Genomic DNA, 16,619 nt, shown 5'->3' with positions numbered 1-16,619 from the left:
TTCTTTCGGGCCTTTACATTATAAAGCGAGGCGACTTGCCTAGGGGTGACAAGCATAAGACGAGCAGATGGCGGGAAGTGCTTTTCTTCCCATCAGCTGATTGGCTTATGACCTCGAGCCCCTAGGAGCCGCAGCTGGATTGGGCAGTTTGACTCACTTTTCCTCCTTTGATTCCTTTTAGTCTTGAAGTGGGGGTCTTACTGCCCGTTAGACTGCGATAAACTGCTAACCTTTTTTCATATTGGGACGGAGTTTTTTAATGCTAAGCAGCACAGCTCCAATGAAAATCAAAGTATATGAAATTAAGTATGAAATCCACAAAGGAAATTCAATGCCTGTTGATCTTGTAATTTCATTGGTCATTTCCGGCTCAAAGGTACTCATCAGAATAATGACCGGATTGAGCATAGCCGGGAAATATGCCAGCGGATTCGTCGGCTGAGTTCCAGTATACCCATATGCATTTGTTAATTGCATAAAAATTAAAGCAAGGAAAGCCGTTCCGCCTGCTAAGAATAAAGTAACCCCATAGGTGGTAACCATCGAGACAATGGTTTTTCTGATTAGCGTTGAAAATAAGACCCCAATGCTTCCGAAAACCACGATTGTAAACAAATAAAATCCCATTGTCGTAAGCAGCTGGCCTGGAGAAATACCTCCAAATAAAAACACAAAGCTATAAAGAGGCAAACTTGCCGCAATCAGCAGAATTAAATATGAAATGGAAGAGATCAGCTTGCTTAATATTATGCTTGAGGAGCTTTGAGTCGTCGTGAGCATGATATTTAAGGTCTGCCTCTCTCTTTCACTGCTGATAACGCCTGCTGTTAATCCAGGGGTAATAAATAGAATCAGGCATAGCTGCAATATAGATAAAACCATAAACATTGTCCGGCTCTGTTCCGGTTTAAAAAAGCCCTGCATGTTGTTTGACAGTGATTCAATAAAAATGAATCCAACAATGATAAGCCCTAATGCCAAGAGGTAAAATAGGACCCCAAGGTAACTTTTAAAGCTTCGGAAGCGGAGCTTAAATTCTTTATTCAGTACAGGATTTACGACTAAATTCTTCATGTCAGCTCAACTCCCTTTGTAATTTCCATAAAGACATCTTCCAGATCTGTTTCCGCTTCTGCAAAGCTGGTGATGGCCAGATTACTTAATATGGCTCTTTTAAGAAGTTCTGTTTGCTGTTCAGGCGTCCCTTTATAAATAAACCGAAAAGATAACCCGTCCTCCAGCAAAGATAATTTAAAAATATTTGGATCATCTTCGAAAAAGGAGATGGCATTTTCAGCATTTCCATGAACTTTTACAAGAATCAGCCTTTCTCCTCTAAGCTGCGACTGGATATCAGCAACAGACCCCTGAGCCACAAGTTTACCCTGATCAATAATGCCGATGGTATCGCACATTTCTGCAAGCTCAGGCAGAATATGTGAAGATATTAAAATCGTCTTGCCCATACTTTTCAATTCTTTTAATATTTCCCTCATTTCTACCCTTGCCCGCGGGTCAAGTCCTGATGCAGGTTCATCCAGAATCAGCACTTCAGGGTCATGAATCAGGCATCTTGCCAGGCATAGACGCTGTTTCATCCCTCTCGATAGAAGGTCCACATATGAATCTCTTTTATGTGACAAGTTGACAAGGTCCAGCAGCTGGGGAATCAGCTTCTCGCGTTCTGCGAATGGAATACCGTAACTTGCACCGTAGAAGTGAAGGTACTCATCAGCCTTAAGCTGATCATAAACCCCGAAGAAGTCCGGCATATAGCCAATTTGCTTTCGTACGAGCTTTGGCTCCTTTTGCACATCAAACCCGTTTACATAAGCCGATCCCGAAGTTGGGGCAAGCAGTGTTGCCAAAATGGAAAAGGTTGTGGATTTTCCTGCACCATTCTGTCCGACAAAACCAAAGACACTGCCTTTTTCAATAGTAAGATTTAAGGAATCAAGTGCTGTGAATTTTCCATATTGTTTCGTTAAATCTATTATTTCGATCATTTCGCCACCTCCCCTTTTATTGTTACAGCCGGCAATGGAACGAATGGATCTCCCTGTGAAGATTTAATAAGCTTTAAAATAAATTGCCCCTCTTTTGAGACATACTGTGACAAGTCATCTTTACTTGTCAGCTTTAAGCTCCTTTGATCGGGTTCAATCGGCAGCCATTCACCTGTTTTATGGTTTTTTAATGAATACTGTACGTTTTGGCTATTAATCCTTACCGAAATTTCTTCCAGTTTATAGGTTTTCTCCTTAAGCTGCTTCGGAAGGCTTAGAGAATATTCATATTCTCCATCTTCGAGCATCATTTCACCACTCGTGCTATCCATGCCTTTTTCATAAATCTGTCCCTTAATCACATTCCAATCAGCTGCCATCATGCCATCCTTCAATGTAAATTCGCCGGAAAACTCATTTTTGGCCTCAAATGGCTGAATAATCAGATTGGTGTTATTCTGTTTTGCTTTCTTCCCTTTCATGGTTACATCAATGACAGATTCTCTTGTAATTCCTGCAAGGACTGGCTGTGCAAGATCTCCCAGCAGAAATGTATTGGAAGCATATTGAAGCTTTTCTCTTCTCAATTTATTAATATCATTTTGGCTATTGGCCGGATTTCCTCCATTAAATGCTCCTCCGTACGGTCTGCTCAGAAGGGACTGTTTTGTGGCTTTATCTACTTTAATGGTCTCACCTTTTTTGATTGAACCCAGTTTAATTGCTTCATTTCCTGACCAAATATATAATTCTTCAAAATCAAAGTCACTTTGGTTTTGGATTGTTCCTGTTAATCTTTTTTCTTTAAGGGTGATATCTGCAGTCAATTTCCCATTTATTTCTGTTTGAGCTTTTCCGTAAATGGTTTTGGATGACCAATATTCTACCTCCGGGAAAATTATCTCATTGTTTTTTACTCTTTCAGCCAAGATTCCGCCTCTAAGCGGGTCAGATGACGTGGAATTGTTTGAATAAACCACAGCATTATATTCACCTTTTGGCATTGAGAGGATGTATTCACCGCTTTTATTTGACAGCAGGGTTGAAGCCTGATAACCGGTAAGCAGATTGTTATTCACTTTATATATCCCCATCTGGTTCAGCTGCGGCTGAGAAATTCTGTCTTTTGCCCCCATTCCAAAGACAGCTGCCCCCATTAAAATGGCTATAGAAGGAATGATCCACCAGGAATGCTCCCGTTTATCAAGCTTTCTTAACACAAAATAAAGCACAGGCACTATTAGAATAATATAACCGGCAAAAAGTCCTATAAGCTGTCCGACTGAAAAATTGGATGCAGGAAAGAATTCATTTATTTCTGCAAATTCCCAATAAAGCTGGTCGAGATAATCCTGTGAATAGGGGCTCGATCCAATGCCTGAACCTGATGCCTGTTTCATATAGTCTTCAAACCATGTATCATATCCCTGCCATGAAGATAAAGGCTCATCCCCAAGTGAAAAAGCTGTCTGTAAAATTGTCCCGCTTCCATACTCCTTTTTCAACGCTGCAGGGAGATCGCCGCTTTTTGCAATAACTTCTGCACTCTTATCAACCGGACCAGTGAAGAAGTTGAGCTCATCAAATTTTGGCTCATCTCCCTTTGCCGGCTGCAGGAATTTGACTGGGGCGGATGCCTCATTTTCTGATTTCATCGGCAGAAGTGAATATAAATTTCCATAGGAGCCGCTTGCATCTGGTCCTCCTCCGGCAATCAGTGTTCCACCACTGAATATCCAGTCCCTTATAGCTTTTTGCTGTTTTTCACTAAGCTGGGAAACCTTAAATTCATCAATAAGCAAGTAATCGAGTGTCTCCAGACCTGTTGCATCATCCGGCAAATCTTCCCCTTTAAGTTCAAGCAGCGATTTAGAAGGAAGTGTCCGAAGCTCTTTTACACGGTCATAGTTTTCACTTAGAACTCCAATTACTTCAGTAGCCATATCTATAAATTTAGGTTTTAGTGTATTTTCTCCTTTAAAACTAACTTTTTTTCCGTCTTCCCAATCTCCTTCATAAAGAGTCAGCAATGGAATGTTCTGATACATGGAGGGGTGGTCCTCCGTCATTCCAGGTATGGAAACCAGATACTCCTTAGCTGTTCCGGCAGGCAGCTCTACTTTTACAGAAACCGCACCACTGGTATTGTAGGATGGATGGTAACTTATCAGCAAATCACCGCTAAATGATTCACCTGAGTTTTCCATCTTTATACGCAGGGGAAATCCCTCTCCTCTTTTTACTTTTCCGCCAAAGCCCTCATCGAGAGTAACTTTAATGCCTGTACCGGCAGCTTCTGCTGATTGGAATGGATGAAACATTAATACAAAGCAGAATAAAACCATAATGATTACTTTTAATTTACCGTGCAACCCAATCTCCCCTTTAAATATCGTAAATATTAGCTTTTTATATTTATAGGCAGCTTTTATAACTATAAATTATTGCCAGCCTGATAACTTCTTCCATTGTATAGACGCAGCTTAATGACAAAAAGTTCCTGAGGATATTAAAATAATTTGTTTTACAGGTTAATCTTGATGAAGAACAGCAGTATTATAGTGTAATTTTACACTATAAATCGCACTTTTTAAACTATTTTTTATTTTCATTCTATTTCTATAATATAAAAAACAGCCTGAGAACGAATTCTCAGGCTGTTTGATCAGTAATATTTTTATTCTTCCTCTTCTTCTGCTTCTTTTTCAACTATGTCGGCAAAGAGTCCATAGACATATTGTTCTGCATTAAATTCCTGCAGGTCATCCATTTTTTCACCTAAACCTACGAATTTCACAGGTATTTCCAGCTCATTTCTGATTGCCAGTACGATGCCGCCTTTTGCAGTACCATCCAGCTTTGTAAGAACAATACCGGAAACATCTGTTGCTTCCTTGAAGGTTTTAGCCTGAATCATGGCGTTTTGTCCGGTAGTAGCGTCAAGAACAAGCAATACCTCGTGCGGGGCACCAGGTACTTCTCTTTCAATTACACGCTTTACCTTTTCCAATTCTTTCATCAAATTAACTTTATTTTGGAGACGTCCCGCTGTATCACAGATTAAAATATCGGCCTTGCGCGACTTTGCAGACTGAACAGCATCATACATGACAGCTGCAGGATCAGAACCGGCTCCCTGCTTAATGACATCAACTCCGACACGTTCGCCCCACACCTCAAGCTGTTCAATCGCTCCTGCACGGAAAGTATCACCTGCTGCAAGAAGGACATTTTTCCCTTCACTTTTGAACTTATGGGCAAGTTTTCCGATTGTCGTTGTTTTTCCTACACCGTTAACACCAACAAACAGGATAACCGTAAGTCCATCGGTCTGTATATTTATTTCTGTAGAAGTTTCGCCTGCGCTGTCATAAATGTCTACAAGCTTCTCGGATATTACTGCCTGAACTTCGCGCGGATCCTGAATATTCTTGCGCTTTACTTCTCTTCTCAGCTCATCCACCAGTTCCATGACAGTGTCAAAACCTACATCCGCCCCAATTAAGATTTCTTCCAGTTCCTCGAAAAATTCCTCATCCACTTTCCGGTATCTTGAAACAAGGTCATTTACCTTATTTGAAAAATTATCGCGGGTTTTGGTTAATCCGTCTTTAAACTTTTCAGTAACACTATCTGTCTGCATTGTGATTTTTTCTTTTAGTTTTTTAAAGAAACTCATGTTTTCACTTCCTTAATCCAATATGTATAAGTGCGGAACAATGCTTCACGCGGTTCCGCACTAAGCCTGCTATTGAGTAATTAATTCTCTGCTTTCTTCCAGACGCACAGATACCAGTTTGGAGACACCGGATTCCTGCATGGTCACACCGTAAAGGACATCTGCTTCTTCCATTGTTCCTTTTCTGTGGGTGATAACGATGAACTGGGTTTCTGCACTGTATCTTTTTAAGTATTGGCTGAACCTTTGGACATTCGCTTCATCCAAAGCAGCCTCAACTTCATCAAGAATACAGAATGGAACAGGCCGTACTTTCAAAATGGAAAACAGTAAAGCAATGGCTGTAAGTGCTCTTTCTCCCCCAGATAATAATCCGAGGTTCTGCAATTTCTTGCCTGGCGGCTGTGCGACAATTTCCACACCTGTATTCAATAAATCTTCAGGCTGGGTCAAGCGTAAATCCGCTCTGCCGCCGCCGAATAAAGATTGGAAAACCGACTCAAAATGAAAACGGATCCCTTCAAATGTTTCTTCAAATCGCCTTTTCATTTCTACATCCATTTCATCAATTACCTGGAATAATGTATCTTTTGCTTCCTGAAGGTCTGTTTTTTGCTCAAGCAGGAATTCAAAGCGTTCCGATACTCTTTCATATTCCTCTATTGCCCCGAGATTTACTGCACCAAGTTCCTCGATAGCCAGCTTTATAAGTTTTACTCTTTTTCGCGCTTCCTCAATTTCAATTTGCAGCGGGTATTCTTCTTTAGCCGCTTCAAAAGACAGCAGGTATTCTTCCCTTAAATGATTCAGCCTATTCTCAAGCTCAACATCCAGCCTGTTCTGTTTAACTTCCTCATCTTTCAGCACTTCTATAAGGCCTTTATGCTGACGTTTTAATTCTTTCGCCTCAAGCTCAAGGTCCTCTAAAGATGCTTGGAGTTTTAATCGCTCATTCCTTCTTGAAGCAATTAGTTCAAGCGTTTCATTCTTTTCCCTCAGTTTTCGCTGTGCTGCTTCTTCCAGATGCTGTTCACCTGAAGAGCTGTTTGTCATTTCGGATGAAAGCAATTCTAAATCTTCTTTAATGGTTTTCAGCTTATCCTGGGTAACAGCAAGCTCAGAATTTATAGCGGCCAGCTTGTCCTCAGCATGGTTCAGCTGCTCACTTTTGGAAGCGAAGCTAATTTTCAGCTCATTAATTTCAGATACTACAGTTTCCTTTGAAGTCTGCTGGGTGTTTTTTCTTTCTGTTAATGCTTTGATCTCCTGATCAAGATTAGTGATTTGCTTTTGCTGCTGTTCCAATAAAACTGAAAGCTCGCTTTTTCTTGCCAGCAGTCTCTCTATATCTTGCGAAAACTGTGCTTTGTCCATATCATAAAGGGATAGACGCTCATTAATGCTTTTCTCTTCAAACTCTGCTTCTAAAAGTTCTCCTTTTACCTTCTGTTCCATCAAACGAAGCTCTTCGCCTGTTTTTCTAAGCTGTTCAATGCGTAAATCCTGTTTTTGAATTTCACTTTTTTGCAGTTTTACTTGCTTTTCGAGATTTGCTGTTTTGGATTCCATATCCTTTATTCTGGACTTCAGCTCTTCAAGTTCACCTTTACGGGAAAGAATTGAAGTACTTTTTTGTTTCACAGCTCCACCGGTCATGGATCCGCCGGGATTAACCACATCTCCGTCAATTGTTACGAGCCTCACACGGTATTGAAGCAGCTTCGCAAGTTCATTGGCACCTTTAAGATCCCGGGCAATAACCACATTGCCAAGCAAGCTCTCGATAGCAGGCTGGTGCCTCTCTTCAAATTCTATCAGTGAAGCAGCTTCACCAATAAAGGCAGGGTGGGCTTGAACCGACTGCATTTGCATGGTATTCAGCTTCTTCCCCTTAATTACACTTAAAGGCAGGAATGTGGCTCTGCCGTATGAATTCTTCTTCAGGAATTGGATGGCACTTCTTCCGTCCTGTTCATCCTGTACAATGATATGCTGCATGGCACCGCCGAGAGCTGTTTCAATCGCAGTTTCGTACTCTTTTGGCACCTGAATTAATTCCGCTACGGCTCCTTCTATTCCCTGCAGCTTGCTGCCTCTTGCTTTCAATACTTCTTTTACTCCTTGGAAAAAACCCGAAAAATCCTCTTCCATTTCTTCAAGCATTTCCTGGCGGGATTTCGCCTGCTGCAAATATTGATAAGCCTGATACAAGGTTTTTTCCTGCTTTTGATAATTATTCTTTAATGATTCAAGCTTGCGGTCTTCATTACGGAATAAATGAACTTGATTTTCTAATTCCTTTTGCAGGTTTTCAAGATTGGATTGTATCTTTTGTTTTTTCTCTTCATTTTTCTTGCGGTCAGCAATATATTTTTCATTATCCATTTCAAGCCTTGAACTGCGCTGCCCCTGCTGACTCAGCTGCTGATCAATATTCTGCAATTCATTCCTTGAAGCTGCCTGGCTGTTCAGCACTTCAATATAATCACTTTTCAGTGACTCTATTTTTTCTTCTGTATTTTCACTGAATAGTTTGAGCTGCTCCTGCTTTTCCTTTAATGCTTTTTGAAGCTTAACAGCTTCTGCCTTCACTTTTCCCCTGAGAGCCGAGTGCTTTTCTTTCTGCTCTTTTAACTCAGCAATCTTCATGGTAAGTTCTTTCATATTTCTATGAAGCTGGTCTTTATTCTGGGTGGCATTTTTCTTTCGCTCTTTGAGCACTTCTTTTCTGCCTTCCAGTTTTTCCAGCTCTTCACTGGCATGAAGGAGGACATCCTGCAGATCATTGACTGATTCATCAATTGCAGCAATATGATCCTTTAACTCTTCCACTTTCGCTTCTTTGTTTTGGATAACGGCAGAGAGTTTCATTTCATCTTCGGTATGCAGCTCGAGCTGACGTGAAAGCTGCTCCCATTTTGAATGCAGGTCCTCGATCTCATAAACGGTAAGGGCAACCTCTATTTTCTCCAGCTCTTCTTTCTGCTGCAGATAATCTTTTGCGATTGAGGCCTGTATTTTTAAAGGCTCTACCTGGGTTTCCAGTTCATGAAGAATATCATTCACCCTGTTTAAGTTATCCTGGGTTTCAGATAGCTTGCCTTCCGCCTTTTTCTTTCTTGTCTTGTATTTAAGTACGCCAGCCGCTTCTTCAAATATAGTCCGGCGTTCTTCAGCTTTGCTGTTTAGAATTTCTTCAACTCTGCCCTGGCTTATGATTGAAAAAGCTTCCCTGCCAAGGCCTGAATCCATAAATAAATCTACAATATCTTTAAGTCTGCATGTTTGCTTATTGATCAGGTATTCACTGTCTCCGGATCGGTAGACCCTTCTGGTAACACTGACTTCGCTATAGTCGATCGGCAGACCCTGATCGGCATTATCAAGCGTCAGTGTCACCTCTGCAAAATTCTGTGCTCTCCGGGAATCACTGCCCGCAAAAATGACATCCTCCATTTTCGCACCGCGAAGGGACTTAGCTGATTGTTCACCTAATACCCAGCGGATGGCATCAGTAATATTGCTTTTCCCGCTTCCATTCGGACCGACAACTGCTGTGACGCCTGGAACAAAATCAACCGTTATCCGCTCAGCAAACGACTTAAATCCAATAACATCAAGCCTTTTTAAAAACAACCTTGGTCCCCCTCTGTCTCCTCATGTTTCTGCTCTTTGATGTCAGAGTTAGAAAATGTTTCACTTTATATGATTTTTTAATACCTCAAGAGCCATTTGGGCCGCATGCTGTTCGGCTTCTTTCTTTGACCGGCCAGTGCCTGTCCCAAGTTCCCTGCTATTTAGAGAAACAGTGGAAACAAATTCACGATTGTGGGCAGGCCCCTTTTCCTGAAGGATTTTATATTCAATTGCACCTGCACCATCCCGCTGCACAAGCTCCTGCAGCTGGCTTTTAAAATCCATCACATGCGAAAAAGCACCTGAATCAATCTTTGGAAAAATAACTTTTTCCAAAAAACCGACAACTGTATCTAATCCTTTATCCAGGTACAATGCACCTATAAAGGCTTCAAATACATCTGCAAGCAGGGCTGGACGGGTTCTTCCTCCTGTCATTTCCTCCCCTTTACCAAGGAGCACCAGGCTGCCAAATGACAATTCGTGGGCAAATGAGACCAGGGATGGTTCACAGACAACCGCAGCCCTCAGCTTTGTTAATTCACCCTCGCTCATCATCGGATATTTAAGGTAAAGGAATTTTGAAACAGTCAATTCGAGGACGGCATCCCCCAGGAATTCCAGTCTTTCATTGTCTTCATAAGGCTTTCTCCGGTGCTCATTCACATAGGATGAATGGGTAAAAGCTTGTTTTAGTAATTTTTCATTTTCAAAGTGAATTCCGATTTCCGTCTGGAATTCTTTAAATTGTTTTTCGATTGCGCGAAATGATTTTCTTTCTTTATCTTTATTGCTGCGCATATTGCATCCACCTTGCTAAAATTAATATTCTTTTTAATAATAGGCTCATTTCAAAAATATTGAGTTTTTAGTTTTGAACTATGCCCGTTGATTTCCGCTACAGGTACTCGCTTTCCGCGGGGCGGGCGGTGAGCCTCCTCGAAAGAACACCGCACGAAGAAAATGCGGCAGCATTTTCGAGGATCTCGCACCTTCCGCTCCAATCAACTCAACGAAAAATATAAATAAATGCCCAAAAGCCATAAGGCTTAAGGAAACTTACATTCATAAAATCTAAATAATTGGTCTTCCCTAATTTTACGTAATAAAGAGGAAAAACGCAAAAAAACTTGGATATAAAGCAATTTTATGTTTCATATGGTTACGGCCATTTTCACAGAAGAAAGCCCCGTTATCAAACGGAGCTTTTGAGAATCGTATTTACTGTCCACAGTCACCTGCTAAAGGCTGAAAGCCTAATTCCAAGCTGCCCTTTCGATGCTGCAGGTAACACCGGACAGTAAACATCTGAAAAAATTGCTGCAGTGAGGGGGGATTCCCTCACTGCAGAGTGGTTCTACTAACGATTATTGGCTAGCTTTTATGTAATTTACAGCGTCACCGACTGTTGCGATTTTCTCAGCGTCATCGTCAGAAATTTCCATGTCGAACTCATCTTCTAATTCCATTACTAATTCTACTACATCAAGGGAATCAGCACCTAGATCATCTTTGAAAGAAGCCTCCAATTTCACTTCAGACTCTTCAACACCAAGACGGTCCACGATGATCTTTGTTACACGTTCTAATACTTCTGCCATGCTTGTTCACCTCCCCTCAAGTATTATAGATTATTTTTAGCCTTTATTGAAAGCTTTTATAAAAAATTTTGCATTACAACCCTGTTACAAATTACATGACCATTCCGCCATCAACATGCAGTGTTTGCCCTGTCATATAACGGCTGTCCTCTGAAGCTAGAAACACTGCTACATTTGCAATATCTGCAGGATCGCCGAAGCGTGCCAATGGGATTTGTTTTAGCATCTGATCCCTTACATCCTCGTTCAGCTTATCCGTCATATCAGTTGTGATGAAGCCTGGTGCAATGGCATTGACTGTTATCCCTCTTGATGCAAGTTCCTTTGCTGAGGTTTTTGTCAGACCGATAACCCCTGATTTGGCAGCGACATAGTTAGCCTGTCCAGGATTTCCGCTGACACCGACAATGGATGAAATATTGATAATGCGGCCGCTGCGCTGTTTCATCATCTGCCTTGTAACAGCTTTTGTACATAGGAAAACACCTTTCAGATTAATGTTAATAACATCATCCCATTCGTCTTCCTTCATTCTCATAAGCAGGTTGTCCCTCGTAATCCCCGCATTATTAACCAGAATATCAAGCTTGCCAAACTTTTCTACTGTTTCTTTTACCATGCTTGTCACGGAATCACTATTTGACACATCGCATTGGATAGCAAAAGCATTTCTGCCTAATGCCTTTATTTCATCAACGACTTCGTTCGCCGCAGCCATACTTCCGGAGTAGTTAACCGCAATATCTGCACCTTGCCTGGCAAGACCTAAAGCGATTTCTCTTCCGATTCCGCGGGAAGCTCCTGTTACTAAAGCGGCTTTTCCCTCTAGCTTCATCTCAATTCCTCCTTCAAGGATTCTGTAACTGCCTGGCATGATTCTGCATCTGAAACGGCATACGTTTTAAGGGAACGATCTACCTTTTTCACTAAGCCTGACAGTACTTTTCCTGGCCCTATTTCTATAAATGTATCCACTCCAAGCTCTATCATCCTGCGGATTGAATCCTCCCAGAGCACAGGAGAATACAGCTGTTCAATCAATCTGCCATTTATTTCTGAAGCAGATGTCATTTCAGAAGCTGTTACATTGGCAATGACAGGAACCTTTGCATCTTTAATCTCAATTTCATCAAGGATTCCCCTGAACTTCTCCGCAGCAGGCTTCATTAATTGGGAATGGAAAGGGCCGCTTACCTCCAGCGGAAGCACACGCTTGGCACCTTCTTCTTTAGCCTTTAGAGAAGCCAGTTCCACGCCTGCTTTTGAACCTGAAATGACAATTTGTCCAGGACAGTTCAGGTTTGCAAGCTGCACCGGATTTCCTCCTGCAGTAACCTCTTCTGTAACTGCAGTAAGCTTGTCCCTGTCGAGGCCCAATACAGCAGCCATTGTTCCCTCGCCATTAGGAACGGCTTCTTCCATGAATTCGCCCCGCTTACGGACAGCATATACCCCATCCTCAAAGGATATAGCTTCCGCAGCGACTAGTGCAGTATACTCACCAAGGCTATGTCCCGCAACAAAATCAGGTGTTATACCAGATCTTTTAAAATAATCGAGAATGGCAATGCCAGTAGTCAATAGTGCAGGCTGTGCGTTTGTTGTTAACGTCAATTTGTCCTGAGGCCCTTCAAAAATAAGTTTCGATAATGAAAAGCCAAGTTTTTGATCGGCACTCTCGAAGTATGATTTTACTTTTTCATCCTGTTCAGCTAAGGCTTTCCCCATTCCTGCCGTCTGGGATCCCTGCCCAGGGAATAAAAAGGCGATTTTACCCATCATGCTTCCCCCCAAGTTTAAAATGTTTATTGAAGAGCTGTTTTATTGGCTTCTTTTTCAACCGCTTCCTTAATCGTATCAGCGACATTGTTTTCGACCATGTTCCTGGTCTGCCTCACAGCACTGTATAAAGCTGTTGCATCTGAAGAGCCATGCGCCTTGATAACCGGCGCCTTTAATCCAAATAAACCGGCACCGCCGTATTCGGAATAATCCATTTTGGATTTCAGCTGGTATAAATCAGGCTTTAAGGCTGCTGCTGCCAATTTTGTTTTAAAGCTGCTGGTCAGTGCTGTTTTTAGCATTTTAAATACAGATAGAGCAGTACCCTCAATTGTCTTGAGCACCATATTGCCGGTAAATCCATCTGTCACGACCACATCTGCAGCTCCCTCAAGCAAATCGCGGGCTTCCACATTGCCGATAAAGTTGATATCCGCATTCTTCAGCAGATCAAATGTATTTTTTGCCAGCTCATTGCCTTTTTTCTCTTCCGTTCCGATATTTAGAAGGCCTACTCTCGGATTGGCAACACCCCGGACCTTTTCGGTATATATAGATCCCATAATTGCATATTGAAGAAGATGCTCCGGCTTTGCGTCCACATTCGCCCCTACATCCAGCAAAAGGAACCCTTCTCCGTCTATTGTCGGAAGCGTAGGTGACAATGCCGGGCGTTCAATGCCCTCAATCCTTCCTACCACAAAAAGCCCTGCGGCCATAAGAGCACCCGTATTTCCTGCAGAAATGCATGCATCCGCATTGCCATCTGTGACAAGCTGCGTTGCAAGCACCATGGATGCTTTTTTCTTTCTGCGTACAGCTCTCACCGGCTCATCATCCGGCAAGATGACTTCATCTGTATGTAGTATATCAATTCGCTCATTTGAAGTAAGGTATTGGTTTATTTTTGACTCATCACCTACAAGGGTGATATGTACATCTTTAAATTCTGCGGCAGCTTTCATTGCCCCAAGGACAATTTCCTTTGGGGCATTGTCGCCACCCATTGCGTCTATGGCAATTTTCATGATGCTTCATCCTTTAATGATTATTTTTTTCTGAACATGTCAAATTCTCCCTTGAATACCTGTTCGTTATTGACAAAGCTATTGACTTCAACCATTGTCCTTCCGCTGTCAATATCTATTGTAAGGACTTTTGCTTTTGCGATGACACGTTCATTTAATCTCACTGGCCTTGTAAATTGAATATTGGCTTTTGCCGTTAATGCCAGCTCATCATTTATGACGGCGACCGCCAGTGAGTTGGCCTGTGCAAACAGGTGGTGGCCCCGGGCAATTCCATTACGCTTGAAGACATGTTCACTTTTTACATCGAAAATGGATATCGCCGTTTTATCCAATTCTATATCTATTATTTCACCGATTATTTCTTCTATTGGTAAAGATCGCACTTCATCCTCAAAACTTTTCTCGGCAACATGCTTGATTCGCTCACGCAATTCCGGAATTGATAATTCCAGCCGATCGAGCCTGATTGTCTGGACGCTGACAGAGAACTTGTCCGCAAGTTCCTCGTCCGTGACAAAAGGATTTTCTTTTATGGTGTCCGTTAATAATGCTTGACGTTCTTTTTTGTTTCTTTTCATTAAAATCCCACCGTCCGAGATATTAAGACTAGGTACTAATAGTAGTATATAATCAAAAAAAGCAGATTGCAAGAAAGAACTTTTCTGCAATCCGCTCTGAATACCTTATTTCTAGTCCAGTTTTTCCCCTTCCAGCACTCCTGCTTCCTTTAAGTATTGCCGTAAAGGCAGGTACTCATCCGAGTGCCAGAATTCATCCGATTCCACTAGCATGGAGGCATCATTTCTGGCGGTTTCGAGTGCGCGGTAATCATGGACCATATCAGCGACTTTAAATTCCGGGAGCCCGCTTTGCTTTCTTCCGAAAAAGTCTCCAGGACCCCGAAGCTCAAGGTCCTTTTCACTTAGGGCAAAGCCATCATTGGTTTCTGTCATGATTTTCATGCGTTCTTTTCCAACTTCCGATTTCGGGTCAGCCAGAAGCACACAATACGATTGTTTATCTCCTCTTCCTACCCTGCCCCTCAGCTGATGCAGCTGTGCAAGTCCAAACCGCTCCGCATCATAGATCACCATCATCGTTGCATTTGGAACATTTACACCCACCTCAACAACCGTCGTCGAAACAAGAACCTGAGTTTCATTACGGCTGAAAGCTTTCATAACACTTTCCTTTTCATCCGGATGAAGCCTGCCATGCATGAGTCCGGCATCATAACGGCCATGAAAATGATGCATCAAAGTCGCATGGACATCTATAGCGTTTTGAACATCCAATTTGTCTGATTCCTCAATAAGCGGGCAGATCACATAAACCTGCTGACCTGCTGAAAGCTCCTTTTCCATAAAACCCAGGACCCTGTCCAGCATTTCAGGTTTTGCCCAATAGGTTTCAATTGCTTTTCGTCCTGCCGGCATTTCATCTATGATGGATACATCCATTTCACCAAAAACGGTAATGGCCAATGTTCTTGGGATTGGCGTTGCAGTCATGAACAGAACATCAGGATTTTCCCCTTTTTCCCTGAGTATCCGTCGCTGCCCTACCCCAAATCTATGCTGCTCATCAGTAATGACAAGTCCCAGTTTATTAAATTCCACTTCATCCTGGATAAGTGCATGTGTGCCTATGAGAACATCAATCTCTCCATCCTTTAAAAGCTGGAGAATTTCTCTTCTTCGCTTTCCTTTAACAGAGCTTGTCAGGAGTTCACATCTCAGCCCAAACGGCTCGAGCATCGACTTTAAAGATTCCGCATGCTGCTCTGCCAGAATTTCGGTCGGGACCATTAATGCTCCCTGAAAGCCTGCTGTCCTGCTGGCGAAAAGAGCAATCGCCGCCACTGCCGTTTTGCCGGAACCAACATCCCCCTGTAATAGCCTGTTCATCCTGTATGGAGATTTCAAATCAGACATGATCTCATTAACTACTCTTTTTTGTGCTCCGGTTAAATCAAATGGCAGTGAGTCAATGAACTCCATTAGCCTTGAAAGATCATAAGCCTGCGCAACCCCTTTTGACTGCTCTCTTTCAATCTTTCTTAGTGCCTGCATTTTTAATTGAAAATAGAAAAACTCCTCATAAACAAAACGCCGCCTTCCCTGCTTGAGTTCCTGTTCATTGGCGGGAAAATGAAGCGATCTCACAGCATCTCGCCTATTCAATAGTCTATATTGCAATAAATATTTTTCAGGCAAAGTTTCTGATATGTCATTTCCATACTGTGAGAAAGCCAGTTTAATAAATCGCCTGATGCCCTTGACCGTGACATTACCTTTTACAGCATAAACCGGCTCAAAATCCTTATTGCCAGAGGCATTTCCTAATTTAAGTTCACTGGCTGTAATCACCTGCCGATGCTGGTCCCATTTTCCAGTCACCGTAACCGTTTCGTTTAATACAATTTTGTTCTTCAGATAAGGCTGATTGAACAGAATCACTTGGATGAGATACCGTCCTACAAGCACCCGAACAGTGAGCCTGGAGCGTTTCCTGCCGTAATAAGCAAGTGAAGGTTCACTGTGAACCTTTCCTTCAACCGTCACTCTTTCATCATGCTTCATTTCTGCCAGGTCCTTGAGCCTGTAATCTTCATATCTATATGGAAAATATTCAAGCAAGTCTTTTACAGTGTAAATATTCATTTCAGCCAGTAATTCGGCTGATTCCTCCCCAATGCCTTTAACAGCTGTAACAGACTGGATTAAATTTGGATTCACGTTTATTGAACGGCTGCCTATTATTTTTTCTTTCAGGCAGTCCGCCATCCCTCCCTGCTCCGTTACTTTTATATACAGGCTTCTAAAGCGCCTGCTTTATAACTAGCACATTGTGATTAAAAAACGCAAGAAAGTAACCTTAAACC

The 16,619-nt window shown here is 42.1% G+C and carries 12 protein-coding genes; all 12 read right to left on the bottom strand.

Annotation, left to right across the window (positions count from 1 at the left end):
* Positions 1–225: 225 nt before the first annotated feature.
* Positions 226–1,074 (bottom strand): ABC transporter permease, encoded by an 849-nt coding sequence (locus ACTHRG_RS01375; protein WP_076255733.1) that lies wholly within the window; start codon positions 1,072–1,074, stop codon positions 226–228.
* Complete coding sequence (locus tag ACTHRG_RS01370; RefSeq protein ID WP_076255730.1) at positions 1,071–2,006, bottom strand: ABC transporter ATP-binding protein; 936 nt, start codon at positions 2,004–2,006, stop codon at positions 1,071–1,073. The genes ACTHRG_RS01375 and ACTHRG_RS01370 overlap by 4 nt, the downstream gene beginning before the upstream one ends.
* Positions 2,003–4,378 (bottom strand): hypothetical protein, encoded by a 2,376-nt coding sequence (locus ACTHRG_RS01365; protein WP_440230434.1) that lies wholly within the window; start codon positions 4,376–4,378, stop codon positions 2,003–2,005. Before ACTHRG_RS01365 ends, ACTHRG_RS01370 begins: the two co-directional genes overlap by 4 nt.
* Before the next feature lie 305 nt (positions 4,379–4,683).
* The gene (ftsY, locus tag ACTHRG_RS01360; protein ID WP_076255726.1) at positions 4,684–5,685 is read right to left on the bottom strand and encodes a signal recognition particle-docking protein FtsY; all 1,002 of its coding nucleotides are present in this window, start codon (positions 5,683–5,685) and stop codon (positions 4,684–4,686) included.
* A 69-nt stretch (positions 5,686–5,754) separates the two neighbouring features.
* Entirely contained in the window at positions 5,755–9,321 is a 3,567-nt protein-coding gene (smc, locus tag ACTHRG_RS01355; RefSeq protein ID WP_076255724.1) for a chromosome segregation protein SMC, read from the bottom strand.
* A 60-nt stretch (positions 9,322–9,381) separates the two neighbouring features.
* Positions 9,382–10,122 (bottom strand): ribonuclease III, encoded by a 741-nt coding sequence (rnc, locus tag ACTHRG_RS01350; protein ID WP_076255722.1) that lies wholly within the window; start codon positions 10,120–10,122, stop codon positions 9,382–9,384.
* A 566-nt stretch (positions 10,123–10,688) separates the two neighbouring features.
* Positions 10,689–10,922: an acyl carrier protein gene (locus ACTHRG_RS01345; RefSeq protein WP_009330799.1), complete on the bottom strand. Its 234-nt coding sequence runs from the start codon at positions 10,920–10,922 to the stop codon at positions 10,689–10,691.
* A gap of 91 nt (positions 10,923–11,013) precedes the next feature.
* A complete protein-coding gene (fabG, locus tag ACTHRG_RS01340; RefSeq protein ID WP_076255720.1) occupies positions 11,014–11,757 on the bottom strand; it encodes a 3-oxoacyl-[acyl-carrier-protein] reductase in 744 nt (247 codons plus the stop codon).
* Entirely contained in the window at positions 11,754–12,701 is a 948-nt protein-coding gene (gene fabD, locus ACTHRG_RS01335) for an ACP S-malonyltransferase (protein WP_076255718.1), read from the bottom strand. Before fabD ends, fabG begins: the two co-directional genes overlap by 4 nt.
* A 26-nt stretch (positions 12,702–12,727) precedes the next feature.
* Positions 12,728–13,732: a phosphate acyltransferase PlsX gene (plsX, locus tag ACTHRG_RS01330; protein WP_076255716.1), complete on the bottom strand. Its 1,005-nt coding sequence runs from the start codon at positions 13,730–13,732 to the stop codon at positions 12,728–12,730.
* Between the two features lie 20 nt (positions 13,733–13,752).
* The gene (fapR, locus tag ACTHRG_RS01325) at positions 13,753–14,313 is read right to left on the bottom strand and encodes a transcription factor FapR (protein WP_076255713.1); all 561 of its coding nucleotides are present in this window, start codon (positions 14,311–14,313) and stop codon (positions 13,753–13,755) included.
* Between the two features lie 111 nt (positions 14,314–14,424).
* Positions 14,425–16,473 (bottom strand): ATP-dependent DNA helicase RecG, encoded by a 2,049-nt coding sequence (recG, locus tag ACTHRG_RS01320; protein ID WP_076256220.1) that lies wholly within the window; start codon positions 16,471–16,473, stop codon positions 14,425–14,427.
* Positions 16,474–16,619: the final 146 nt, after the last annotated feature.

It is taken from the genome of Cytobacillus sp. SAFR-174 (genome assembly GCF_051964675.1).
Classification (GTDB): Bacteria; Bacillota; Bacilli; order Bacillales; family Cytobacillaceae; genus Cytobacillus.
Note: the sequence above shows the minus strand (reverse complement) of the source record. Positions and strands in the feature narration are given on the sequence as shown.